This is a genomic window from Stenotrophomonas sp. 57 (genome assembly GCF_030291075.1).
Lineage (GTDB): Bacteria > Pseudomonadota > Gammaproteobacteria > Xanthomonadales > Xanthomonadaceae > Stenotrophomonas.
In genome coordinates this window covers 2,973,281-2,997,179 of record NZ_CP127407.1, presented here as the reverse complement: position 1 = coordinate 2,997,179, position 23,899 = coordinate 2,973,281, and the positions used below count along the sequence as shown (strand labels likewise).

Sequence of the window (23,899 nt, the reverse complement as noted above, 5' to 3'; positions counted from 1 at the left end):
GTCTCGATCAGGAAAAAGGGGCGCGGCAGGCGATGCTGCGGCGGTAGGGGAGACTCAGCGCAGCACGCCCGGCAGGCCCGGGGCCTGGTTGAGGGTGCTGCGGCTGCTGATATCGAAGCTGCGCTGCTTCTTTTCCTGCGGCGTGGCCGCAACCGATCCCTTCAGGCCATAGGCGAGGGTGCGGTTGCCGGCCAGCGCATCGGCCACCACCAGGCGTGCGGCCGAACTGGGTACCAGGTCGACGTTGATGACATCGGCCGAGGTGCCGCCGATGGAAATGCCCGGCTTGGCCTGCAGGGTGCCGGCTTCGCTGTCGCCGACGGTCAGCGCCAGCGAGACATCGTCGAAGGTCATCGGCATCGAGCTGAAGTTCTGCAGGCGCAGGGCCACGGTCCAGTTGCCGTCGGCGCGCACGGTCAGCTGCTGCAGGCTGGCCGCCGGTTCCGAAACACGCTTGACGATGCCGTTGCCACAGGCGGCAAGGGCGAAGGTGCTCAGGACGATCAAGGCGATACGGAAACGGGGGAGCATGGGCGCAGGTCCTCTGGAGGCGGTGCGTTGGAATAAGCATACTACGGCGTATGGTTGTTTGGATCGCCTGGGGCAACCCGTCGCAGAGGGTAGCGCGTGAAGATGGCGGCTGGGCGTGCGCGGTGCCGGACCGGGCGCGTGCTGCGCGCGGATCGCGTTGCGGTTCAATCGCCGGGGGTTTCGCGAAGCGGGGCCATCACGCGCAGCGGGCCCAGGTCGTAGCCCATGGCTTCGGCTTTTTCTTTCAACTGTTCGAACCGCGTGCGATCCATTTCCGGCAGGCGCGAGAGAATCCACAGGTATTTCCGGCCCGGTTCACCAACCAGCGCCCACTGGTAGTCCGGGTCCAGCGCCAGCACCCAGTAGTCGGCCCAGACCAGCGGCACCCAGCTCAGCCAGTCCGGAACGAAGCGCACCTGCAACTGGCCGGGATGGCCGGCCACCGGGCGGGCGACGCCTTCGGCCACCAGGCGTTCGCCATCATCGGCACGGCAGGCGTTGCTGACGGTGATGCGGCCATCACGGCGCAACGCGTAATTGGCGGTGATCTCGCCCACGCAGCGCTTCTGGAACGATACCGGCAGGTGTGCGATTTCATGCCACTGGCCGGCGTAGCGATCGATGTCCAGGCTGTCGACCGCGCGCACCGGCTCGGCGGCGATCGCCGGCGAGGTGACCAGCAGCAGGCAGGCGAGCAGGGTGGGGCGCAGATGCATCGGCAGGCTCCAGCAGGAATCTGCAGCGTAGGTGCCGCGGCGGGTGCCGGTGTAAATGTTTCGTCAACTGGCCGCAGGCAAAAAAAAGACCTGCATTTCTGCAGGTCTCTGAAGATGGTGGCCGAAGACGGAATCGAACCGCCGACACGGGGATTTTCAATCCCCTGCTCTACCAACTGAGCTACTCGGCCAAATTGTGCGGTAACCGTGATCAAACCCGGTTTCCGGAAAAAAAAGACCCGCATTTCTGCAGGCCTTCGAAAGTGGTGGCCGAAGACGGAATCGAACCGCCGACACGGGGATTTTCAATCCCCTGCTCTACCAACTGAGCTACTCGGCCACATGTTTCATAGCAGCGAGGTCGCTGCCAAGGAGGCGTATATTACGGAGGTCGGCAGTCTTCGGCAAGCGTTTTGCCAAGAATTCTTCACATTGCCGTCTGCGCGCTCGCAAGTGCTTGATCCTCCGTTGTGGGGCGGGGCGTGGCCAATCGATCATCGTGTGCGGTGGAAATCAGCAGCTCGCTGCAATCGCCAAAGCTGCAAGGGCAAGGAATGCGCCGGCCCCGCGCGGGTCCGGGCAATGGAACGCTGTTTTCGTGGCTGCCATCGGGGATCGCCGCGGCGTAGTGTCGGCAGTCCTTTCCTGATGCTGGCAACAGCAGAGACCTGGCCATGTCCGATTCCTCGACCACCTCCCGCATCGTGCTGGCGTCGCGTCCGCAGGGGGCGCCGAGTGCAGCGAACTTCCGCTTGGAACAGGCAGCGTTGCCGGCACTGGCCGATGGCGAGGTGCTGCTGCGCAACCGCTACCTGTCGCTGGACCCGTATATGCGTGGCCGCATGGACGAGGGCCCGTCGTACGCCGCGCCGGTGGCGGTGGGCGCGGTGATGGAAGGCCAGACCGTGGCCGAGGTGCTGCAGTCCAATGCCGAGGGCGTGGCTGCAGGTGAGCTGGTGCTGGCGCCGGGTGGCTGGCAGACCCACGCGGTGCTGCCGGCCAAGGCACTGGGGCGCCGGCTGGATCCGGCCGGGCTGCCGTTGAGTACGGCACTGGGGGTGTATGGCATGCCCGGCTTCACCGCCTATTCCAGCCTGCGTGAGATTGCCCGCCTGAAGCCTGGCGAGACGCTGGTGGTCGCCGCCGCGACCGGTCCGGTGGGTGCCACTGTCGCGCAGCTGGCGAAGCTGCAGGAGGCGCGTGTGGTCGCCATCGCTGGTGGCGAAGCCAAGCGTGCCTACCTGCAGACGCTGGGCGTGGACGTGGCGCTGGATCATCGTGCGGCCGGCTTTGCCGAACAGCTGCGCGCGGCGGTGCCTGCGGGTATCGACGTGTATTTCGAGAACGTGGGCGGCCACGTGCTGGATGCAGTGCTGCCGCTGCTCAACGACTTCGCCCGCATTCCGGTGTGCGGCACCATCGCCACCTACAACGAGCGCGGCGTTGAACAGCCCGGGCCGGACCGGCTGCCGGCACTGTTCAGCCAGATCCTGCGCCAGCGCCTGACCGTGCGCGGTTTCATCGTGCACGACTTCAACCATCTGTGGCCGGACTTCGAGCGCGAGATGCCGCAGTGGCTGCGCGAAGGCCGGATCCAGTACCGCGAGGATCTGGTGGAAGGCCTGGAGAACGCACCGGAGGCGTTCTTCGGGCTGCTGAAGGGGCACAACTTCGGCAAGCTGGTGGTGAAGCTGGATTGAGTGTCCGCCGGGCATGGCCCGGCGCTACCGCAGCGTGTGCCAATCCGGTTGCATCACCTGGCGGTGGCCTTTTCCCGGCGCAGCAGTTCGCGCTTGCGGGCCACGCCCCAGGCGTAGCCCGACAGGTCGCCGTCGCGACGTACGACGCGGTGGCAAGGGACGGCCACCGCCAGCGGATTGCTGGCGCAGGCGCGAGCCACCGCGCGGCTTGATCGCGGCGCGCCGATGCGCGCGGCGATGTCGGCATACGAGGCGGTCTGGCCACGTGGGATCTGCTGCAACGCCTGCCACACACGCTGCTGGAAGGCGGTGCCGCGGATATCCAGCGGCAGCGTGGCGCCCCGCGTCGGATCCTCGACCAGACCTACCACCTGTGCCACCAGTTGTTCATAACCGCTGTCGGCGCCGACCAGCTCGGCGTGGCGGAAACGTTGCTGCAGTGACTGCAGCAGCGTCTCCGGATCGTCACCGAGCAGGATCGCGACCACGCCGGTGGCACTGCTGGCCACCAGCACGCTGCCCAACGAACTTTCGGCGAGTGCGAAGTGGATCACCTCGCCACGGCCACCGGCGCGCCATTGCTTCGGGGTCATGCCCAGCAGCTTCGGTGCGTTTTCGTAGAAACGCCCGCTGGAGCCGAAGCCGGCATCGTGGAAGGCATCGGTGATGCGTTCCTGCTGTTGCAGCCCGGTGCGCAGGCGATCGGCACGCAGGGCCGCAGCGTACTGCTTCGGCGTCAGCCCGGTGGCCTCCTTGAACAGGCGGTGCAGGCGGCTCGGGCTGCAGCCGGCGATCATGGCCAGCTCCTGCAGCGAGGGTTCGTCGAGGCTGTCCTGCAGGTAGCGGCAGATGCGTTCGACGCGGGCGTCGAGGGCGGTGGTGGCGGTGCTGTCCATGGCCGGATTCTGGCACGCAGCGAAGGCAGGGAAACTCCGTTTCCTGCACTTGCCAGCGAGGCCTGGAAACGGAGTGTCGGTACGGCCGCGGCACTGCATGGTGACGGCCACTTCACCGCCCGGAACACACACATGCGCCTGAACGACAAGATCGCCCTCATCACCGGAGCCAGTGCCGGCATCGGTCGCGCCAGTGCGCTGCGCTTTGCCGCTGAAGGCGCAAAGCTGGTGCTCAACGCACGACGGCTGCAGCCGCTGCAGGAACTGGCCGGGCAGATCCGCGCTGCCGGGGGCGAGGTGGTGGTGCATGCCGCCGACGTCGCCGATCCCGACACGGCGCAGGCACTGGTGGATCTGGCCCGGCAGTCGTTCGGTGGCCTGGACATTGCCCTCAACAATGCCGGCATGCTCGGCCCCGGTGTGCCGGCAGCGGAGTTCCCCGTGGACGCCTGGCGCGAGGTGATGGCCACCAATCTGGATGCCGCCTTCCATGCCGCGCGCGCACAGTTGCCGGCACTGCTGGCGCGCGGTGGTGGTTCGCTGGTGTTCGTCGGCACGTTCGTCGGCCATACCGTGGGCTTCCCCGGCATGGCCGCCTATGCGTCGAGCAAGGCCGGGCTGATCGGCCTGAGCCAGGTGATCGCAGCGGAGTATGGCGCGCGCGGTGTGCGCAGCAACGTACTGCTGCCCGGTGGCACCGATACCGAGATGGGGCGGCGGGCCGCGCCGACCGGGGATGCGCGTGATTTCGTGCGTTCGCTTCACGCGCTGAAGCGGATGGCCGAGCCGGAGGAGATCGCCAACGCGGCGTTGTTCCTGGCCAGTGATGAGAGCAGTTTCGTTACCGGTACCGCGATGCGCGTGGAAGGCGGCGTGTCGATCACCCGTACCTGAGCAGGGTCATGAGCGTGGAACGTAGCGGATACCGCTGCTGGCCATGAACCCCTTCGGATCGAAACGGGCCCAGGCTTCGCCCCAGTCGAACCGGGCGTGGCCACCGGCCAGCTTGCGGCCCAGCGCCGCGCCCAGCGTGCGCTTCATGAACGCGACTTCGGCGTCGATCGCGGTCTGGGTCGGCCAGCCGTCCTGCAGTGTTGCGCCGGGCAGGTCGACGCCCATTGTCACCATGTCGAGCTGCTGCCCGTGGAAACACAGGCTGATGTCGGCGGGCGCGCCGCCCAGGCTGAGCCGGTGCAGGCTGAGCCAGCGATAGCCGGTTCCGACATCGCGCTCGTCCCGCACAAGTGTGGCAAAGGCGACACGCGCCTCGTCCCGTGACAGGGAGGGGCCGATCAGCGTAGGCAGGTTGCCGAGCTGGATGCTGCCGTCGGTCGCATTGAGGAGCATCGGCAAGGCGTGCGCTGCGTGCTGGGCAGGAAAGGGCATGGCGCATCGGTGGGCGTGGTGCCTGGGATTCTGGCTGCGCGGGGGCGGCGGCGGCAAGTCAGTGCCTGCACATGACCTTGGCACAGGACTGACCTGCGGCTTACCCGGCAACCTCTAGCCTGATCGGCAACGTGGGCCCGTCGCCGGCGTGGAAGAATTCGATGAACGAGCGAGACCAGGATCAGGACCCGAAGCAGGGCATCCAGGAAAGCCGCCAGGACAGGAAGCAGGACGATGTGGCCAGGCAGCGGCCGGGGCAGCGCGATCAACAGGTGCGCGATGCGCATTCGCGCAGTCCGCAGCGCAAGGACGGCGGCGAGGAGCCTGCCTGAGCCGCGGGCGCTGAAAAGAAAAAACCCGCAGATCACGGGGATCCACGGGTTCTTCTGAATAGTGGTGGAGCCAAGGAGGATCGAACTCCTGACCTCGTCATTGCGAACGACGCGCTCTCCCAGCTGAGCTATGGCCCCACGGCAGGCTTTCAGTGTAGCGCTGCCTGCCGGGCTTGCCAAGCGCCGGCCCGGGACGGCGCAGGCCCACACCTGCCGCCGCCCCAAACCGGTCAGCGCAGGGCCTGGCGCAGCAGCGTGCCCGCGCGCTGAACTGCCACGTCAGTGCGGGCACTGACCGCGTGCAGGTGGATGCAGGCATGGATCATCCCTGACAGCCGCTCCAGCGTGCAGTCGATACCTGCCGCCTGCAGGCGCCGCGCGTACTGTTCGGCCTCGTCACGCAGCGGATCATGCTCGCAGCTGAGCACGGAGGCTGGCGCCAGCCCATGTAGATCCGTTGCATGGGCCGGGGAGGCCAGTGCCGGCGGTGTGGCCGGATCACCGGGATAGGCCTGCCAGCAGCGCTGCATCAGTTCGGCACTGAGGTAGTAGCCACTGGCGTACTGTCGATAGGAATCGCTGCCCATCCCAGCATCCAGTGCCGGGTACAGCAGCAACTGGTGGCACGGTTGCTGCAGGCCGAGATCGCGCAGCAGAAGGCAGCACGCGGCGGCCAGATTGCCGCCGGCGCTGTCGCCGCCGATCGCCAATCGCTGCACGTCCAGGCCCAGCCGTTCGGCATTGGCCAGCAGCCACGACCAGGCGTCGGCAACGTCATGCAGTGGAACCGGGAACGGGTGTTCCGGCGCCAGCCGGTAGCCCACGGCGACAATCACGCAACCGCTGGCATTGGCCAGTGCCCGGCAGGGGCCGTCATAGACCGCCAGTGAACACTGGAACCATCCGCCGCCATGGGCGAACAACAAAGCCGGCGCCGGTCCATCGGGCAGCCCTTCCGGTGTGTAAAGGCGCACTTCCAGCAGATGACCGTCGCGTGCGATCACCGCATGTTCGATCACATGCGCAACCGGCTGCGGCGCGCCCTGCAGCTGTGGCAGCGCGCTCTCGCTGATCGCACGCAGCTCGCGCAGGTCGTCCGGCAGCGCATGGGCCGCGACGGCATCGGCGAACTGCTGCAGCGCGGGTTCAAGCTGCATGGCGCGCCTCCTGCAGGAACGGCAGCAGTTGCGCCAGGAACGCCTGCGGCGCTTCCTCCATGATGAAGTGACCGCATCCCGGCACGATGCTGCCGCGCACGTTGTCGGCGTGCGGTTTCAGGGTCAGCATCGGCGCATCTGCGGTGGCGTGCTCGGCGCCGATGGCCAACACCGGCATCGCCAGCCGGCGCTGCGCACGTTCCTTGTTCTGGCGGATCGTTTCCGGAATCGCGCGGTACCAGGCGAAGCCCGCGCGCAGCGCGCCGGGGCGGCTGTAGGCGGCGATGTAGGTGTCGGCGGCCACTGCATCGCGGCGATACGACCAGCGGTCGAACATGAATTCCAGGTAGGCGCGCTCGCGACCACTGATCAGTGCCTCGGGCAGGTCGGCCACCTGGTTGAACATGAAATGCCAGAGGAAGATGTTGTCGGCCGGTGCGGCGAAGATGCCCGGTTCCGGGGCCAGGCCGGGAATCACCGCTTCGGTGACGGCCAGTTGGCGCACCGCCTGCGGCTGGTCGCTGGCCAGCGCATAGGCGATCCACATGCCGATGTCATGGCCGACCACCTGGTAACGGTCGTGGCCCAGCGCCAGCATGGTCTGGTGCAGGACGGCGGCGGCGCTGCCGGTGTCGTAGCCGTGGGCAGGGCGGTCGGATTCGCCGATGCCCGGCGGATCCACGGCAATCGCTTTGAAACCGGCCTCGGCCAGGGCGTGGAGTACGTGGCGCCAGGCGTACCAGGTCTGTGGCCAACCGGGAATCAGCAGCACCGGTTCGCCGTGGCCGGCGGATACGCAATGCACGCGCTGGCCATCGATGCGCAGGTAGTGGTGGCGCAGGGTGTCGTCGCCGGCAGCGCCAGCGGGAAGGGACGTCGTCATGGGGGAGTGTTCCGTTGTGGCTCAGGCGATGCCGAGCATGTGCTGCATCTGTGCGGTGCTGATCGGTGCACCGGCGAAGTCGTCGAAGATCTTGTCGGTGACCGGAATGATGTGGTCGCGGATGAACGCGGCGCCTTCGCGCGCGCCGGTTTCCTGGTCCTTCAGGCAGCACTCCCACTCCAGCGTCGCCCAGCCCTGGTAGTCGTACTGGGCCAGCTTGGAGAAGATCGACTTGAAGTCGACTTGGCCATCTCCCAGCGAGCGGAAGCGGCCGGCGCGCTCGGTCCAGTCGGCATACCCGCCATAGATGCCCTGGCGGCCACTGGGGCGGAACTCGGCATCCTTGACGTGGAACATGCGGATCAGCGGGTGGTAGATGTCCAGATACTGCAGGTAATCCAGCTGCTGCAGCACGAAGTGGCTGGGATCGAACAGGATGCGGCAGCGCTCGTGCTGGCCGACGCGCTCGAAGAAACGTTCGAAGCTGGTGCCGTCATGCAGGTCTTCGCTGGGGTGGATCTCGTAGCAGAGGTTGATGCCGTTGTCCTCGCAGGTATCGAGGATCGGTCGCCAGCGTCGTGCCAGTTCGTCGAATGCGGCATCGATCAGACCCGGCGGGCGCTGCGGGAACGGGAACAGGTAGGGCCACGCGAACGAACCGGAGAAGGTGCCCATGTCCTGCAGGCCCAACCGTCGCGAGGCACGGGCGGCCAGGTGCAGCTGCTGCTGCGCCCACTCGCTGCGGGCCTGCGGATTGCCGCGCAGCGCCTCCGGCGCGAAGCCATCGCAGAGTTCATCGTAGGCCGGATGCACCGCCACCAGCTGGCCGAGGATGTGGGTGGTCAGTTCGCTGACCTGCAGGCCGTGCTCGGCCAGGGTGCCGCGGATGTCGTCGCAGTAGTCCTGGCTGTCGGCGGCGGTGGCCAGGTCGAACAGGCGCGCATCCCACGCAGGAATCTGCAGCGCCTTGAAGCCGTGGCCGGCGGCCCACGCGGCAATGCCGGCGAGGCTGTTGAACGGAGCCTGGTCGCCGGCGAACTGTGCCAGGTGCAGGCTGGGGCCCTTGAGGGTCTGCATGTGTTGCTCCAATTGTTTGTCGGTTGACAAAGAATAGGCGCGACCCTCGCGATGGTCAACACCCGCGTTACACTGCGCGCCTCACTGGAGCAGGCAGGCAGATGGCAGGGCGACCGCGCGAATTCGACAGGGACCAGGCATTGCGCAAGGCGATGCTGCTGTTCTGGCAGCACGGTTATGAAGGCACGTCGATGTCGGCACTGGTCGAAGCACTGGGCATTGCCTCTGCACGCATCTACGCCGCGTTCGGCAGCAAGGAGCAGTTGTTCCGCGAAGCCGTGGCGCTGTACGAAGAAGGCGAGGGTGGTTTCGCGCCGCGCGCGCTGGAGCAGGCGACGCTGCGTGAGGCGATCGGTTCGATGCTGCGCGAGGCGGTGCTGACTTACACCCGTCGCGGGCGCCCGCATGGTTGCCTGGTGGTGTCCTCGGCCAGCAGCGTGTCGCCCGATGGCGAGGGCGTGCAGGAGTGGCTGGCCAGTCATCGTCGCCAGCGCACGGCGGCGATCATCACGCGCCTGCAGCAGGCGCAGGCCGAGGGGGAGCTGGCCGACGACGCGGCGGTGCAGGCGCTGGGCGACCACTTCGCCACGGTGCTGCATGGCATCTCGGTGCAGGCGCGTGACGGCATCAGCCGCGAGCGCCTGCTGGCGATGGTCGATGTGGCGTTGACCCCGCTGCGCTGAGAGCCGGGGACAGATCCGTTTTCCTGAGGAAAACGGATCTGACCGCAGGTAATGCGCTGGGCCCGAGCAGTGTCCGGCGACTGTGCCGAAGCCGCCTGTTTCGCCGGCTTTGGGTGCTGCGCAACGAAATCGTAACAATTTGGGGGATAATGGCCGCTTGCGCAGTTTTCCTCCTTTTTGCCGCCCGGCTCGCGCAGGCCGCACGGACGCCTCCTCAGAGCATTGCATGCCCTCCCATACCGATTCCCGCCGCCTGTCGGGTCTGTCGTCTTCCCTCGTTTCCTTCCGCCGCCACCCGCTGGCACTGGCCTGTGCCGGCCTGGCCCTGGTCGGCAGCTTCGGTGCCGCCGCGCAGGACAGCGCGCCGACCCCGACCGGGCTGGACACGATCACCGTGACCGCTGAACACCGCGAGCAGAACCTGCAGGAAGTGCCGGTCTCGGTCGGCGTGGTGCAGGGCGAGCGCATGCGCGACTTCACCGCCGGTGGCGACGACACCCTGCTGGCGCTGTCCGGCCGCGTGCCGAGCCTGTATGCGGAAACCACCACCGGCCGCATCTTCCCGCGCTTCTACATCCGCGGCCTGGGCAACATCGACTTCTACCTGGGTGCGTCGCAGCCGGTGTCGATCATCCAGGACGACGTGGTGCTGGAGCACGTGGTGCTGAAGTCCAACCCGGTCTATGACGTGGACCAGGTGGAAGTGCTGCGCGGCCCGCAGGGCTCGCTGTTCGGCCGGAACACCACCGCTGGCATCGTCAAGTTCGACACCCTGAAGCCGACCCAGGACTACACCGGCCGCGTCAGCGCCAGCTACGCCACCTACAACAGCGTGTCCATCGACGGCGGCTTCGGTGGCCCGATCAACGACATCGCCTCGTTCCGCGTGTCGGCCCTGTACCAGCACCGCGACGACTACGTTGACAACACCTACCGCGGCCCGAGCGCCGACGGCACGGTCAGCCCGAAGAAGAACGCCATGGGCGGCTTCGATGACCGCAACGTGCGCGCCCAGCTGCTGCTGACCCCGAGCGACCAGTTCTCGATCCTGGCCTCGGCCCACGCCCGCGATTACGAAGGCACCTCGACCCTGTTCCTGCGCGGCGCGCTGACCAAGGGCTCGAACAAGACCGACGTGCCGCGTGACAAGGTCGCCTATGACGAAGCCGACAACAACCCGCAGGCGTACAAGACCTACGGCGGCTCGGTGAAGGCACGCTACGACTTCGGTGCGATCGACTTCACCTCGATCACCGCCTATGAGACCACCTCCGGTTACAGCCGTGGTGACACCGACGGTGGTGCCGCGGCGAACTTCCCGGTGAACGGTGTGCCGAATGGCTACGGCCAGTCGATGGGCCGCATCCGCGACCTGGACCAGTGGACCCAGGAATTCCGCCTGGCCAGCCATGACGACAGCGCCCTGCAGTGGCAGGCCGGTGCGTTCTACTTCAACGGCAGCGACACCACTGACTTCTACCAGCGCGCGTGGTTCCTGCAGGGCGCCGCCCGCAACCCGAACAACTGGGTGCGCCTGCGCAACAAGAACACGTCGTGGGCCGGTTTCGGCCAGTTGAGCTACGCCTTCACCGACAAGTTCACCGTCACTGCCGGCCTGCGCCAGACCAAGGATGAGAAGCACACCCGCCTGCTGAAGACTGCCGATACCGCCGCCGGCGTGGTCACCTACAAGGGCCGCACCGACGTCAAGATGTCCGACACCACCCCGAGCTGGGATCTGAGCGCCATGTATCAGATCACCCCGGACGTGAGCGTCTACGCGAAGGTCGCGCGCGGTTTCCGTGGCCCGACCATCCAGGGCCGTTCGGCGGTGTTCAATGCCGACTTCACCACCGCTGATTCCGAGACGATCCTGTCCTGGGAAGCGGGCGTGAAGAGCAGCCTGTGGGACAACCGCCTGCGCCTGAACGCTACCGCGTTCACCTACACCGTCAACGACATCCAGCTCAACGGCAACGATTCGGACGGCAACGGCGTGCTGTTCAACGCCGACAAGGCCAAGGCCTACGGCTTTGAAGCCGACATGGAACTGCGTCCGATCCCGAACCTGACCCTGAGCGCCGGCCTGAGCCTGCTGCACAGCGAGATCAAGGACAAGCGCGTGTACGCGCAGGTCTGCGGCCTCAACGGCCAGGTGGTGTGCACGGTGAATGACCCGACCATCAAGGTCGGTGCCAACACCTTCGCGCAGATCGACGGCAACCCGCTGCCGAACGCGCCGAAGTACAACGTGAACCTGGCCGCCCGCTACGACTTCCCGGTCAGCGACGCCGGCACGATGTTCGTCTCCACCGACTGGAACAAGCAGGGCTACACCAGCTTCGTGCTGTACAACAGCAAGGAGTTCAACTCCAAGGGTGACTTCGAAGGCGGCCTGAAGATCGGTTATTCGGGCAACTACGGTGCCTACGAAGTGGCGCTGTTCGCGCGCAACATCACCAACGAGAAGAACCTCAAGGGTGTGATCGAGAACTACATGGCCGCGGTCTACAACGAACCGCGTACCGTCGGCGTCTCGCTGAACATGAACTGGTAAGCCTTACCCCGTCGTGTAACGGAAACGGCGCTCATCGAGCGCCGTTTTTCGTTGCTGGCCAGGCATCATCCGTGCTCAAGGCGTGGCGCTGACGCCCTTGCCCAGCGCTGCATCTGACGGCGCATTGGGGCCGAGCACCTGCAGCTGCATCGCCTCCATCCGCTCCAGTACCTTGCGCTGCTTGCCGTTGAGGCCGCGCGAGGTGATTGCGATGTGCTTGCGTGCAGCGTCCAGCGGCGCGGGTTGGTAGTGCACCGTGAAGCGGCGCAGGGCGCATCCCGTCAGCTTGTCGACCGGTGCGCAGTCGTTCGCGTTGAAATCGATATCGCCGTCGGCGGCAACAATGAAGGGGCTGAGCAGGATCTGCCCTTCGCGGGCAGTGAAGGCTAGTGGCGCGTGGGCCTTGGCGATGACCGCCTGGATGCGCACGGCAGGGATGTCTTCAGGGACGATCCTGTCATCCCAGTAGCCTTCGGTCGGGCGCGAGGTTTCGTAGTTCTGGGTGCCCCATGCCACGCAGTTGCCGGAGGCCACATGCACCGAGATGCAGACCTGCTGGGAGTGCTGATCGGTCAGGACGCCGGGCGGTACCCAGACCTTCTTCCAGGAATAGAAACGGTAATCGACGTCGGCCAGGCGGGTGGCGCCGATGTCCTTCGATACTTCGTCCGTGGTCCCCAGCGGCTTCAGCTTGGCCACGCGGGTGTTCAGGCGGTAGTTCTCCGCACCGTTCAGCAGATAGGTGCCCGGCGGAATCAGATGCACCTCGAACACGTCCATCAACACCGTCCGCTGCGGGCCGGTTTCCAGTTCGTTGGTGTTGAACAGCTGCACATAGCCCTGGGAGGGAATGTCCTTGTGCTGGAAGGACACTCGCGTCGAGAACCCGGGTAGGTCGGTCGAGCGGTTGCCCAGATGAAAGCCGGGGACCGGAGAGCCGACGCCTGGCCCGCCGTTGTGCACGACATATGGGGCCGGCACCAGCACGGCAACCAGACCGTCGCGGGTGGCACCGTCAATGATGTCCACCAGCTTGGCTGTGTTCTCCTTTTCCTGTGCATAGGAAAGCGGTGCGGCCTGCCCGGAGCATGCCAGGCCCAACGTAGTTAGCAGCAGTGCGCAGGCGGTCGCGACCTTGAGGGTCTGTATCGACGTCTCCTTGTCAGTACCGCCAAACCGTAGCACGGCCCCTGCAGGCTTGAGGTGAACCGCGCCGGCGTGGTCCGGCGCCTTGTGCCATCAACGTGCGGGCAGCAGCGCCTGCAGCCGCGACTCCAGTTCCTGCTGGCGCCAGCCGGCCAGTGCGGCCGGCCACTGGCGACGTTCCAGATAGCTTTCCAGATGCTTGCGCGAAGCGAGGATGCCATCCGGCAGACCCAGCTCGCGGCTCCGTTCGGCCACTGCATCCTGCAGCTTCTTCAGGATCTGCTTGTTGCTGTCATTGGCTGGCAGTGCCAGCGGCGCGTCAGCTTCATCGGCCAGCGGTGTTTCCAGTGCCTGCCACACGGCGCCGGCCAGCTTGCGCGGTGCCTTCGGGCACTGCTCGAACAACTTGCCCAACGCATCGGCGTCGGCCGGTGGCGTGCGTGCGAGGGTGGCGGCCAGTTCGTTGTCCAGGATCCAGCTGCGTGGGCGGTCGCTGCTGCGTGCCTGCACGTCGCGCCAGCGCAGCAGGCGCAGCAGGCGGCGCTGCGCGGCGGCGTCGAGGAACTGCGCCGAGCGCATCGCCAGGTGCGGCCAGCGGTCCTCGTCGTTGGCGACGCTTGCCAGCAGTCGCTTGCCATCGTCGTGCAGCCACTGCTGGCGGCCCAGCGCCTGCAGCCTGGTATCGATGGCGTCATGCAATGCGAACAGGTGCTCGACATCGTCGGCGGCGTACTGCAGCTGCGACTCCGACAGTGGACGGCGCATCCAGTCCGAGCGGGTCTCGCCCTTGGCCAGCGCCACGCCGGTGATCTCTGCCACCAGTTTCTGGTAGCCCATGCCGCCGCCAATGCCGGCCAGCGCTGCCCCGATCTGGGTGTCGAACAGCGGCCGCGGAAGCACGCCGCAGGCCCACTTGAAGGCGACCAAGTCTTCGCTGGCGCTGTGCATCACCTTGGTGATCGATTCATCGGCCAGCCAGGGCGCCAGTGCCTCGGTCATGCCGGGAATCAGTGGGTCTATCAGCAGGATGTCCTGCCCGACGGCCATCTGCACCAGCGCCAGCTGCGGCCAGAAGGTGCGTTCACGGATGAATTCGGTGTCCAGGCCGATGCGGGTCGGGCGCTGCTGGAAGTACGCGTCCAGCTCGGCGGGGGTGGTGATCCAGGTTGCCACGGGTCGGGGGCCTACTACTCGGGTTTGCTCAGGCAGGGGAGAATAGCCTAACGTCGGTCCGCGTCCGTGCCGAAGGAGGCTCTGCTTGCGTTTTCCGTTGTCGCCCGTGCTGTGCACCGCCCTGGCCGTGGCTCTGGCCGGCTGCACGCCGTCGGTGCCCGCGCCGGCGGAACCGGCCGCCAGCGGGAAGGCTGCCGCCGCCGAGGAGGCCGATACCGGCACGGATGCCCGCCCGCAGGCCGGGCAGGGCAGCGTGACCATCGCCGGCGATGATGCTGCCGAGGACGTGCTGCAGTGGACGCCGCCGCGGGTGGACCGCCAGAACCGCAGCCTGGCCCAGTTGCGCCGTGCCGCAGAGCAGGCCTTCGTCGAAGGACGGCTCTATGAGGACGCCGACGCCGCCATTCCGCTGTGGTTGGCGGTGCAGGAAGAAGACCCGGATGACCGCCAGGCCCGGCTGGGCCTGCAGCGTGCCCGCCAGCGCCTGCAGCAGCAGGCGGATGCGCTGCTGGTGCGGCCACTCAAACAGCGCGAGGCCCTGGCCGAGGCCAGCCGCCAGGCATTGGTGCTGCTGACTCTGGCGCCGAAGGACGAGAAGGTGCGTGCGCTGCAGGCGCGGGTGGAGTTGGCGCAGCGTGTGGTGGCCTACAACCGCGCCGGCGAGGAGGACCTGCGCTCGGACCGGATCGGCGAGGATGGCGACGGCGCCATCGGCAATTTCCGGGAGGCGCTGGCGCTGGACGAAAGCAACAGCCGCGCACGGCAGGGCCTGGCCGCAGCCGAGAGCGGGTTGATCCGCCGTGCCGAGGATGCCGCGCGGGCCCGCGACTTCGCCGGCGCGGGGACCTGGCTGGCTGAAGCGAGCAAAGTGCGCGATTCGTCGCCGACGATTGCCGACGCGTTCGAGCGCATCGAGCAGATCCGCGCCGCCACGCTGCTGCAGTTGCGTGATGATGGCCTGCGCGATCTCGCTACGCCGCAGGGCCTGAAGCCGGCGCGCGAGAAGCTGGCCGAGGCGCTGCGCATCGCCCTGCCGGGTGACGCCGTGGTGGGGCAGTTGCGCGAGCGCATCGACCTGGCGACGCATTACGGCAGCTTCCGCCCCGGCCAGGTGTTCAGCGACGCCATGCGCGACGGCGGGCGCGGGCCGCAGATGGTGGTGGTACCGCACGGCGGCTTCCAGATGGGTGCCGGTGATGCCGAACCGGGATCGACGGATTCCGAGCGGCCTTCGCACTACGTACGTTTTGATCGTGGCTTTGCAATGGCGATCACCGAAGTCACGGTCAGCGATTTCGAACGCTACGTGAAAGCCTCCAATGCGCGCCCGCGTGCGACCCGGCGGGGCCATTCGGTGGTGTATGACGAGCGCAGCGGCAACTTCATCCGCCGCAGTGGCGTGGACTGGCGCTCGGACTACGACGGTGGCCGCGCGCTGGGCAACTCGCCGGTGATGCATGTCAGCGTGCGTGATGCCGAGAACTATGCGGCCTGGCTGTCCGAGCAGACCGGCCGCAGCTACCGGCTGCCCAGCGAAGCCGAGTTCGAGTACGCGCTGCGCGCCGGCAGCAGCGGCCGTTATCCGTGGGGCGATGCAGGCGTGCCGCCGCCAGGCAGCGGCAACTTCACCGGCAGCAAGGACGTCTCCCCCTCGGGCCGGCACTGGCACAACGCGTTTATCGGGTATGGCGATGGCTGGTGGGGGCCGGCGCCGGTGGCGAGCTTCCAGGCCAATGCGTTCGGCCTGCACGACATGGGCGGCAACCTGAGCGAATGGGTGGCCGACTGCTGGCACGCCAGCTACCGCCGCGCGCCGTCCGATGGTGCGGCCTGGTTCAACCCGGGGTGCCGGTCGCGCGTGATCCGCGGTGGCAACTGGGCCAATGCGCCTGAACAGACCCGTGCGGCCTGGCGGCAATCCCAAGATTCGGACACCACCAGTGCCCGCATCGGCTTCCGCCTGGTGCGCGGCATCTGAGGGACAGCCGGCTTCACCCGCTGCGGGCAGCCGCGCACTAAGATTGCGCCGTGCCCGCCGGCCGGCGGGGCCAGCAGGAAGTCCACCCGATGCGCAACGATCCCTTCTCCCGCTCGCCGCAAGGACCGCAGCGGCGCGGCCTGTTCGGCAACATCCGCTGGTGGGTGCTGCTGCTGGCCGCCGGCTATGCGGTGTTCTACTGGTTCTCCAACCGCACGGTCGATCCGTACACCGGCGAGAAAGTGATGATCGACAGCAGTCTGGACGCGCGGCAGGAAACCGCGCTGGGGCTGCAGGCCTACCAGCAGATCCTGTCGCAGGAGCGGCCGATGGATCCCAATGCACCGATCGCGCGTGATGTGCGTGACATCGCTGAGCGCCTGATCGCCAAGGTCGATGTGGTGGAGACCGCACTGGCGCAGGAGCATGGCGTGCAGCCGGCGCACTTCGCGCGGGATTTCCAGTGGGAAGTGAACGTGATTCCGTCCGACCAGGCCAATGCGTTCTGCCTGCCGGGCGGCAAGATGGCGGTCTACACCGGGCTGGTGCCGGTGGCGCGCACCCGCGATGCGATGGCGGTGGTGATGGGCCATGAGATCGCCCACGCGCTGCTGCGCCACGGCGCGCAGCGCATGGCGCAGCAGAAGCTGACCCAGATCGGGCAGATGGCCGGCGCCGCCAGCGGCATGGATGCGCAGCAGCAACAGATGATGATGTCGGCGATGGGCTATGGCTACCTGCTGCCGTATGCGCGCAGCCACGAGACGCAGGCCGACGAAGTGGGGCTGATGCTGGCCGCAGCGGCGTGCTTCGACCCGCGCGAGGCGGTGCCGTTGTGGCAGCGGATGGGGCAGGCCAGCGGCGGCCAGGCCCCGCCGGAGTTCGCCTCCACCCACCCCAACCCCGGCACCCGCATCCAGAATCTGCAGGCGCTGATGCCGAAGGCGCTCGAGTACCGGCAGAAGTTCTGCGAGCAGGCGAAGTAGGGGGTGTTCGGCAGGGCTTGCAGCCCTGCACCCGCTGTGAACCAAGGCAACAGCAATAGCCGAAGCAGAAGCGGGTTCCCTGTGGGATGGCGGGGTGGGGCCGGTTGCGGGGGACGCCGTAAATACGTCCATGTAGGCTCGGTCGCCGCATCCATGCGGCTCACGCCCCCGCAACCGGACCCACCCCGCCTTCGACAGATGTCCGCGATCTGCCGGGATGGCGCTTGGGGTCAGATCCGTTTTCCGCAGGAAAACGGATCTGACCCCGAATTGATTCGATATCTGGAAGAGAGTCATCCACGCATGGCGTGGATCTACCCGATCGCGGAAAACTGTCAGAGGTGGGGCGGTGTCGGAGTGCGGGGTGTCAGCCGCATGGATGCGGCTGCCAAGCCTACAAGGATGTACTTGCGGCGTCCCCGCACTCCGACACCGCCCCGCCATCCCACGGAATGCTCGCTTTTGACGTTGACGTTGACGTTGCCTTGGCTTGAAGCCTCTGCAGGTGCAGGGCGCAGCCCTGCCGAACAACCCTCTACTTGACCTGCACGTCGATCACGCCGTCGCCAACGCGCGCCTGCAGCGCATCGCCTGGCTGTACCTGATCGACCTTCCGCACCAGCGTGCCGTCGTCGCTGCGGGTGAGGATGCTGTAGCCACGAGCCACGGTGGCCAGCGGGCTGACCGCTTCCAGTGAACGCGCCAGCCCGCGCAGGCGCAGTGCATCGCGCTGCAGCAGGCGCTGCATTGCAGCCTGCGGTCGCCCACGCAGGGCGGCCAGGCGGCGCTGCATCGTGTCGAGCTGGCGCTGCGGATGGTGCCCGCGCAACACCGCCGCTGCATGACGCAGGCGCGCGGCACGGCGTTCCTGCTGCTGGTTGAACGCGGCATGCAGGCGCCGGCCCAGGTCGAGCTGGCGGCGGCGCAGCAGGTCCAGGCGCGCCTGCGGGCTCTGCGCGTTCAGGCGCAGCAGGGCGCGGTCGGCGCGCTGCATCGCCTGCTGCATCGTGTGCCGCTGCAGCTGCACCATGCGTGCCGCTGTACGGCGCAGGCGCAGCGCCAGTTCGCGCTGGTCCGGCACCAGCAGTTCGGCGGCCACCGACGGTGTCGGCGCGCGCAGGTCGGCGGCGAAGTCGCTCAGGCTGAAGTCGGTTTCGTGGCCAACGGCCGAGACCACCGGCGTGCTGCTGGCCGCAACCGCGCGCGCCAGCGCTTCATCATTGAACGCCCACAGGTCTTCCAGTGAGCCGCCACCACGGGTCAGCAGGATCACGTCGTAGCGGCCACTGGCATCGGCCGCCTGCAGCAGGCGGGTGATCTGCGCGGCAGCGGTGCTGCCCTGTACCAGGGTCGGCAGCAGATCCACTTCCAGCAGCGGGAAGCGGCGGGCCAGCACGCTCAGCACGTCGCGCACGGCGGCGCCGGTGGGCGAGGTGATCACCGCCAGGCGCTGCACATGTGCGGGCAGCGGTCGCTTGCGCGCCGGGTCGAACAGGCCTTCGGCCTCCAGGCGTGCCTTCAGCTCCTCGAATGCGCGGCGCAGTGCGCCTTCGCCGGCTTCCTCCATGTGGTCCAGCACCATCTGGTACTCGCCACGGGCGTCGTACAGCGTCACCTTGCCGCGCACCAGCACGCGCATGCCTTCGCGCGGCACGAACTTCAGGTACTGCGCCTTCATCCGGAACATCGCCGCCCGCAGCTGGGCGCGCGCGTCCTTCAGCGTGAAGTAGAGATGCCCGGAAGCGGGGCGCGCCACGCTGCCCAGCTCAGCCTCGACCCAGATCGCCGGGAAGCTGCCTTCCAGCAGGTCGCGGGCCAGGGTATTGAGCTGGCTGGGGGTGAGGATGTCGTTGTTGCGTGGCTGCATGGGAACGGCGTGCGGCAGGTGGAACGGGCGCTCAGGATCGCACGTCAGCGCGGTGCGTGCTGGCCCAGTGCCCACCGCACGTGTTCACGCACCAGTGACGAGGGATGGTCGGCGCGGGTGTGCAGTGCGGCCAGCGTTTCCGCTGTGGTCGGTGCATTGCCCAGTGCCACCGCGATGTTGCGCAGCCAGCGCTCATGGCCACTGCGACGGATCGGGCTGCCTTCGGTACGGCGCAGGAATTCGGCTTCATCCCAAGCGAACAGCTGGTCCAGCCGCGCGGTATCGAGGTTGTTGCGTGCGCGGAAATCCGCTTCGTCGGTGCGCTTGGCGAACTTGTTCCAGGGGCAGACCAGCTGGCAGTCGTCGCAGCCGTAGATGCGGTTGCCGATCAATGGCCGCATGTCTTCGGGAATGGCGCCGTCGTGCTCGATGGTCAGGTAGGAAATGCAGCGCCGTGCGTCCAGTCGCTGCGGGCCGGTAATGGCCTGGGTCGGGCAGACATCGATGCAGCGTGTGCAGGTGCCGCAATGTGCCGTGGCCGGCACATCGATCGGCAGCGGGAGATCGATGTAGATCTCGCCGATGAAGAACCACGAACCACCGTGGCGATCGATCAGGCAGGTGTGCTTGCCGATCCAGCCCAGCCCGGCGTTGCGCGCCAGTGCACGTTCCAGCACGGGGGCCGAATCGACGAACACGCGGTAACCCAGCGGCGCCACTTCATCGTTGATCTGCGTGGCCAGCTTCTGCAGGCGGTTGCGCATCAGCTTGTGGTAGTCGCGGCCCAGCGCGTAGCGGGCCACGTAGGCGCGGCCCGGATCGGCCAGGGTGGCCCAGGCTTCGGTGTCGTCCTTGTGGCTGTAGTCCATGCCTACCGAGATCACCCGTACCGTGCCGGGCAGCAGTTCGGCTGGGCGCGCGCGCAGGGTGCCGTGGCGCGCCATCCAGTCCATCGTGCCGTACAGGCCCTGGCCCAGCCAGTCGGCCAGGTGCGCCTCATCCTCGCCCAGCTCGATACCGGCGATGCCGCAGCGCTGGAAGCCATGCGCACGCGCCAGTTCGCGGATGCGCTGCACGGCCTGGGCCGGATCGACAAGGGTGGGGGCGGGGGACATGTGCACCAGTATAAAATCCCTGCATGGCCAACCTTGCCGATCTTTTCGATTCCGCTGCCGCGCGAGCGCTTGATGCGCAGGCCTCGGCACTGGCTGCCGATGGCGGCTGGGGCCTGATGGCGCAGGCCGGCCAGGCCGCCTGGCAGTGCCTGCTGCAGCACTGGCCGCAGGCGCGGCGGATCGGCGTGGTGGTCGGAGCGGGCAACAACGGCGGCGACGGCCTGGTGCTGGCACGTCACGCGCAGCAGGCCGGGCGCGAGGTGGCGGTGATCGCCTTGCCGGGCAAGCCACCGTCAACCGTGCTGGCACAGCGAGCAGCCTCGGGTTTCAAGTCCGAGGGCGGCACCATCACCTGTTTCGGCGGCGCGCTGCCCGAGGCCGACATCTGGGTCGATGCCCTGTTCGGGCTGGGCTTCGACCGCGCGCCCGAAGGCGCGGCGCAGGCGCTGATCGCCGCCCTCAACGCACAGGCAGCACCGGTGCTGGCACTGGACGTCCCCAGTGGCGTGGATGCCGACCACGGCGCGGTGCCGGGTGTGGCGGTGAACGCCGCGCTGACCCTGCAGTTCATCGTGCCGCATCGCGGCCTGTATACCGGTGATGCGCTGGATCATTGCGGCCTGAAGGCGCTGGCGCCGCTGCAGCTGCCTGCGGTTGCATGGCAGGGCGTGTCACCCACTGTGGAGCACTGGACGCAGGCGCGCCTGCCGGCGCTGCTGCCGCCGCGTCGTGCCAATACCCACAAGGGCGAATCCGGGCACGTGCTGTGCGTCGGCGGCAACCATGGCAGCGGCGGCGCCATCGCGATGGCGGCCGAAGCCGCATTGCGCGCAGGCGCCGGGCTGCTGAGCCTGGGCACCCGGCGCGATCACGTCGGCCCGTTGCTCGCTCGCCTGCCCGAAGCCATGACCCATGCGCTTGAAGATGGCGATGTTCTGCCGGCGCTGCTGGACAAGGCCAGGGTGGTGGCGATCGGCCCCGGCCTGGGCCAGGACGAATGGGCGCACGTATTGTTTGCGCGGGTGCTGGCCAGCGACAAACCGCTGGTGGTTGATGCCGATGCACTGAACCTGCTGGCGCAGGATCCGCGCGCGCTACCGGGCGCCATCCTGACGCCACATCCGGGTGAGGCGGCGCGCCTGCTCGGCTGCAGTACCGCTGACATCCAGGCCGATCGCTACCGCTGTGCGCAGGCGTTGGCCGAACGCTTCCACGCCGTGGTGGTGCTGAAGGGCGCAGGCAGCATCGTGACGGCGCCCGGGCAGGCGCCACGGCTGATCGCTGCAGGCAATGCCGGCATGGCCGTGGGGGGCATGGGCGACCTGCTCACCGGCATCATTGCCAGCCTGCGCGCGCAAGGGCTGGCTGCCTTCGACGCTGCCGCCGCTGGTGCATTGCTGCATGCGCTCGCTGGCGACGCTGCGGCCGCCGACGGCGCACGCGGCCTGCTTCCCACTGATCTGCTGGTGCCGCTGCGGCGACTGGCCAACCCGGAACACTCTTCATGACTGATTTCTTCCTTGCCGACAGCGACGCAACCGAACTGCTCGGGCAGTGGTTGGCGGCGACCCGACCGCCGCAGGCGCTGATCGAACTGCGCGGCGACCTCGGTGCCGGCAAGTCCACCACGGCCCGTGCACTGCTGCGCGCGCTGGGCGTGCAGGGTGCCATCCGCAGCCCGACCTATACGCTGGTCGAGCGCTATCCGCTGGCCAGCGGTGGCGAGGCCTGGCACCTGGACCTGTACCGCATCGGCCAGGCGGGCGAACTGGACTTCCTCGGCCTGGACGAGGGCAGTGCGGTACTGTGGCTGGTCGAATGGCCCGAGCGGGGCGCTGGCGCGTTGCCGCCGACCGACCTGGTGGTGGCGCTGGACATCGAAGGGCAGGGGCGTCGCGTGCGTCTCACTGCAGCCAGCGACGTCGGACATGAATGGTTGAAACAGCTCCCCCAAGGGGGCGACTTGCAGGCCATTTCTGTCGGCTGACGAGAACAAACACCGGCAGGTTACGGATTATTAAGGAAAAAGGTGTTGCATTCCGTTCAGCGCGGTGATTGAATCCTGAGCCATGCGCCCGGGGAACCGTCTCATCGCCATCTGTGCCGCCGTCGGACTGAGTCTGGCGAGCGCCAGTGCGTGTGCCGGTGAGGTCCGCCAGGTGCTGCTGAATACGGGCGCCACCGGCACCCGTGCCGAGATCTCGCTGGTCGGCAGTGGCGGCTACAAGACCCTGTCGCTGGCCGGACCGAACCGCCTGGTGGTCGATTTCCCCGACTCCAGCGCCATACGCAACCTGAAGATGCCGGCCGCGCAGGGCGTGGTCACGGCGGTGCGTACCGGCCAACCGGTGCCGGGCACCTTTCGAGTCGTTTTCGACCTCGCGGAATCGGTGGCGCCGTTCCGCCCGCAGATGCAGCGCGAGGGCAATGAATCCAAGCTGGTGATCGAATGGCCGGGCGATGGCCCGGCCGTGGCTGCCAGCCGTCCGGCAGCGACACCCGCGGTGCAGCCGCAGGCAGCGGCCAACACGCCGGCACCGACGCCGGCAGAAAGCGCTCAGTCGCGTTCCGATGCCGCGCGCGCGACCGCGCTGCTGACCGCGCAGGTGCGGCAGCAGGCCAGTGCCACTGCCGCCGCACCCGCCACGCCGACGCCGGCGCCGTCCACCGCGCCGGCCCAGGTTGCGGCGGCCGGTACCGTGGCCAGCAGCTCACCATCTTCCTCGCCGGCCGCGATCCTCGCCGGCCAGCGCACCGCTGCCGTGGTGACCACGCCACCGGCGACCGTGCCGGCACCGGCACCGACGCCGGTGGAACCGCCGCGCCCGGCCATGCCCAGCGATGCCTCGCGCATCCGCATGCAGGCCGGCATGCGTCATCTGGTGGTTGCCATCGATCCCGGCCACGGTGGTCAGGATCCCGGCGCGATCGGTCCGACCGGCAAGCGCGAAAAGGATGTCACCCTGGCGGTGGCGCGTGAGCTTGCCCGTCAGGTCAATGCCACGCCGGGCCTGAAGGCCTATCTGACCCGCGACAGCGACGTGTTCATCCCGCTGCCGATGCGTGCGCAGAAGGCACGTGCGAACAAGGCCGACATCTTCATTTCGATCCACGCCGATGCGGCCGAAAACCGTTCGGCCACCGGCTCGTCGGTCTATGTGCTGTCGACCAAGGGGGCTTCTTCGCAGCGTGCCCGTTGGCTGGCGGACAAGGAAAACGCGGCGGATCTGGTGGGGGGCGTACGCCTGCAGCAGACCGAGGGCACGCTCGCCAACGTGCTGCTGGACCTGGCCCAGAGCGGTTACATGAAGGCGTCCGAAGATGCCGCCGGCCACGTGCTGGGCGGCCTGAAGCGGATCGGCAACAACCACAAGCCGAACATCGAACGCGCCAACTTCGCCGTGCTGCGCACCTCGGACATGCCGGCGATGCTGGTGGAAACCGCGTTCATCTCCAATCCGGACGAAGAGCGCCGCCTGATCGATCCGGCCTACCAGCGCAAGATCGCCGGTGCCGTGCTCGATGGCGTGCACACCTTCTTCAGCCGGCAGCCACCGCCGGGCACGCTGTACGCGGCCCGCGCCCAGGCCGAAATCGACGCCGCCGGGACCATGGCGGGCGGTAGCAAGTAACCCGCTTCCTGTAGAGCGCGGGGTTTTCTGCGCCCGGCGGGGAGCTGTCGACTGACAGTCGACTCTACAACGGGCGGCTCCGCT

General features: G+C 67.6%; 21 protein-coding genes and 3 tRNA genes. 10 read left to right on the top strand and 14 right to left on the bottom strand.

The window, feature by feature from the left end; translation table 11 throughout:
* Nucleotides 1–54: 54 nt before the first annotated feature.
* The 4 genes from QP512_RS13900 to QP512_RS13885 form a co-directional block, all read right to left on the bottom strand.
* Entirely contained in the window at nt 55–531 is a 477-nt protein-coding gene (locus QP512_RS13900) for an LEA type 2 family protein (protein ID WP_286069186.1), read from the bottom strand.
* Between the two features lie 164 nt (nt 532–695).
* A complete protein-coding gene (locus QP512_RS13895; RefSeq protein WP_286069185.1) occupies nt 696–1,247 on the bottom strand; it encodes a lipocalin family protein in 552 nt (183 codons plus the stop codon).
* Between the two features lie 115 nt (nt 1,248–1,362).
* A tRNA-Phe gene (locus QP512_RS13890) sits at nt 1,363–1,438 on the bottom strand.
* Between the two features lie 73 nt (nt 1,439–1,511).
* Nucleotides 1,512–1,587: transfer RNA gene (locus QP512_RS13885), tRNA-Phe, on the bottom strand.
* Nucleotides 1,588–1,921: 334 nt separating this feature from the next.
* Here QP512_RS13885 and QP512_RS13880 point away from each other — a divergent pair.
* Nucleotides 1,922–2,947 carry an NADP-dependent oxidoreductase gene (locus QP512_RS13880; RefSeq protein ID WP_286069184.1) on the top strand — a complete coding sequence of 342 codons (1,026 nt, stop codon included), beginning with the start codon at nt 1,922–1,924 and terminating at the stop codon, nt 2,945–2,947.
* A gap of 53 nt (nt 2,948–3,000) precedes the next feature.
* Here the strand turns inward: QP512_RS13880 and QP512_RS13875 are convergent, their stop codons facing one another.
* On the bottom strand, nt 3,001–3,843 hold the full coding sequence (locus QP512_RS13875) for a methylated-DNA--[protein]-cysteine S-methyltransferase (RefSeq protein WP_286069183.1): 843 nt from the start codon (nt 3,841–3,843) through the stop codon (nt 3,001–3,003).
* A gap of 132 nt (nt 3,844–3,975) precedes the next feature.
* Between QP512_RS13875 and QP512_RS13870 the strand changes: the two genes are divergently transcribed.
* Complete coding sequence (locus tag QP512_RS13870) at nt 3,976–4,737, top strand: SDR family oxidoreductase (RefSeq protein WP_286069182.1); 762 nt, start codon at nt 3,976–3,978, stop codon at nt 4,735–4,737.
* 6 nt (nt 4,738–4,743) lie between these two features.
* Here the strand turns inward: QP512_RS13870 and QP512_RS13865 are convergent, their stop codons facing one another.
* Complete coding sequence (locus tag QP512_RS13865) at nt 4,744–5,229, bottom strand: hypothetical protein (RefSeq protein WP_286069180.1); 486 nt, start codon at nt 5,227–5,229, stop codon at nt 4,744–4,746.
* A gap of 161 nt (nt 5,230–5,390) precedes the next feature.
* Here QP512_RS13865 and QP512_RS13860 point away from each other — a divergent pair, with 161 nt between their 5' ends.
* Nucleotides 5,391–5,561 carry a hypothetical protein gene (locus tag QP512_RS13860; RefSeq protein ID WP_286069179.1) on the top strand — a complete coding sequence of 57 codons (171 nt, stop codon included), beginning with the start codon at nt 5,391–5,393 and terminating at the stop codon, nt 5,559–5,561.
* Between the two features lie 62 nt (nt 5,562–5,623).
* On the opposite strand, the gene QP512_RS13855 is transcribed toward QP512_RS13860, so the two are convergent.
* The 4 genes from QP512_RS13855 to QP512_RS13840 all read right to left on the bottom strand — a co-directional run bounded on the left by QP512_RS13855 (nt 5,624) and on the right by QP512_RS13840 (nt 8,678).
* Nucleotides 5,624–5,699 (bottom strand) — tRNA-Ala (locus QP512_RS13855).
* Nucleotides 5,700–5,791: 92 nt separating this feature from the next.
* On the bottom strand, nt 5,792–6,718 hold the full coding sequence (locus QP512_RS13850; RefSeq protein ID WP_286069178.1) for an alpha/beta hydrolase: 927 nt from the start codon (nt 6,716–6,718) through the stop codon (nt 5,792–5,794).
* The gene (locus tag QP512_RS13845; RefSeq protein ID WP_286069177.1) at nt 6,708–7,601 is read right to left on the bottom strand and encodes an alpha/beta hydrolase; all 894 of its coding nucleotides are present in this window, start codon (nt 7,599–7,601) and stop codon (nt 6,708–6,710) included. Before QP512_RS13845 ends, QP512_RS13850 begins: the two co-directional genes overlap by 11 nt.
* Before the next feature lie 21 nt (nt 7,602–7,622).
* Nucleotides 7,623–8,678, bottom strand: coding sequence for a sugar phosphate isomerase/epimerase family protein (locus QP512_RS13840; protein WP_286069176.1), 1,056 nt, complete (start codon nt 8,676–8,678; stop codon nt 7,623–7,625).
* Nucleotides 8,679–8,779: 101 nt separating this feature from the next.
* Between QP512_RS13840 and QP512_RS13835 the strand changes: the two genes are divergently transcribed.
* Together QP512_RS13835 and QP512_RS13830 are read left to right on the top strand one after the other, a co-directional pair.
* The gene (locus QP512_RS13835) at nt 8,780–9,361 is read left to right on the top strand and encodes a TetR/AcrR family transcriptional regulator (RefSeq protein ID WP_286069175.1); all 582 of its coding nucleotides are present in this window, start codon (nt 8,780–8,782) and stop codon (nt 9,359–9,361) included.
* 226 nt (nt 9,362–9,587) lie between these two features.
* Nucleotides 9,588–11,918, top strand: coding sequence for a TonB-dependent receptor (locus QP512_RS13830; protein ID WP_286069174.1), 2,331 nt, complete (start codon nt 9,588–9,590; stop codon nt 11,916–11,918).
* A gap of 75 nt (nt 11,919–11,993) precedes the next feature.
* Here QP512_RS13830 and QP512_RS13825 read toward each other — a convergent pair whose 3' ends face one another.
* Together QP512_RS13825 and rnd are read right to left on the bottom strand one after the other, a co-directional pair.
* A complete protein-coding gene (locus tag QP512_RS13825) occupies nt 11,994–13,103 on the bottom strand; it encodes a hypothetical protein (RefSeq protein WP_286069173.1) in 1,110 nt (369 codons plus the stop codon).
* A gap of 54 nt (nt 13,104–13,157) precedes the next feature.
* Nucleotides 13,158–14,237 carry a ribonuclease D gene (rnd, locus tag QP512_RS13820; protein WP_286069172.1) on the bottom strand — a complete coding sequence of 360 codons (1,080 nt, stop codon included), beginning with the start codon at nt 14,235–14,237 and terminating at the stop codon, nt 13,158–13,160.
* 85 nt (nt 14,238–14,322) lie between these two features.
* Here rnd and QP512_RS13815 point away from each other — a divergent pair, with 85 nt between their 5' ends.
* Nucleotides 14,323–16,215: a formylglycine-generating enzyme family protein gene (locus QP512_RS13815; protein WP_286069171.1), complete on the top strand. Its 1,893-nt coding sequence runs from the start codon at nt 14,323–14,325 to the stop codon at nt 16,213–16,215.
* 89 nt (nt 16,216–16,304) lie between these two features.
* Nucleotides 16,305–17,201 (top strand): M48 family metallopeptidase, encoded by an 897-nt coding sequence (locus QP512_RS13810; RefSeq protein WP_286069170.1) that lies wholly within the window; start codon nt 16,305–16,307, stop codon nt 17,199–17,201.
* 535 nt (nt 17,202–17,736) lie between these two features.
* On the opposite strand, the gene xseA is transcribed toward QP512_RS13810, so the two are convergent.
* Both xseA and queG read right to left on the bottom strand, forming a co-directional pair.
* Nucleotides 17,737–19,068, bottom strand: coding sequence for an exodeoxyribonuclease VII large subunit (xseA, locus tag QP512_RS13805; RefSeq protein WP_286069169.1), 1,332 nt, complete (start codon nt 19,066–19,068; stop codon nt 17,737–17,739).
* A gap of 44 nt (nt 19,069–19,112) precedes the next feature.
* Complete coding sequence (gene queG, locus QP512_RS13800) at nt 19,113–20,183, bottom strand: tRNA epoxyqueuosine(34) reductase QueG (RefSeq protein WP_286069168.1); 1,071 nt, start codon at nt 20,181–20,183, stop codon at nt 19,113–19,115.
* A 23-nt stretch (nt 20,184–20,206) separates the two neighbouring features.
* Between queG and QP512_RS13795 the strand changes: the two genes are divergently transcribed.
* The 3 genes from QP512_RS13795 to QP512_RS13785 all read left to right on the top strand — a co-directional run bounded on the left by QP512_RS13795 (nt 20,207) and on the right by QP512_RS13785 (nt 23,815).
* Nucleotides 20,207–21,691 (top strand): NAD(P)H-hydrate dehydratase, encoded by a 1,485-nt coding sequence (locus QP512_RS13795; protein WP_286069166.1) that lies wholly within the window; start codon nt 20,207–20,209, stop codon nt 21,689–21,691.
* On the top strand, nt 21,688–22,170 hold the full coding sequence (gene tsaE, locus QP512_RS13790) for a tRNA (adenosine(37)-N6)-threonylcarbamoyltransferase complex ATPase subunit type 1 TsaE (protein WP_286069165.1): 483 nt from the start codon (nt 21,688–21,690) through the stop codon (nt 22,168–22,170). The genes QP512_RS13795 and tsaE overlap by 4 nt, the downstream gene beginning before the upstream one ends.
* A gap of 82 nt (nt 22,171–22,252) precedes the next feature.
* On the top strand, nt 22,253–23,815 hold the full coding sequence (locus QP512_RS13785; protein WP_286069163.1) for an N-acetylmuramoyl-L-alanine amidase: 1,563 nt from the start codon (nt 22,253–22,255) through the stop codon (nt 23,813–23,815).
* Nucleotides 23,816–23,899 lie beyond the last annotated feature (84 nt).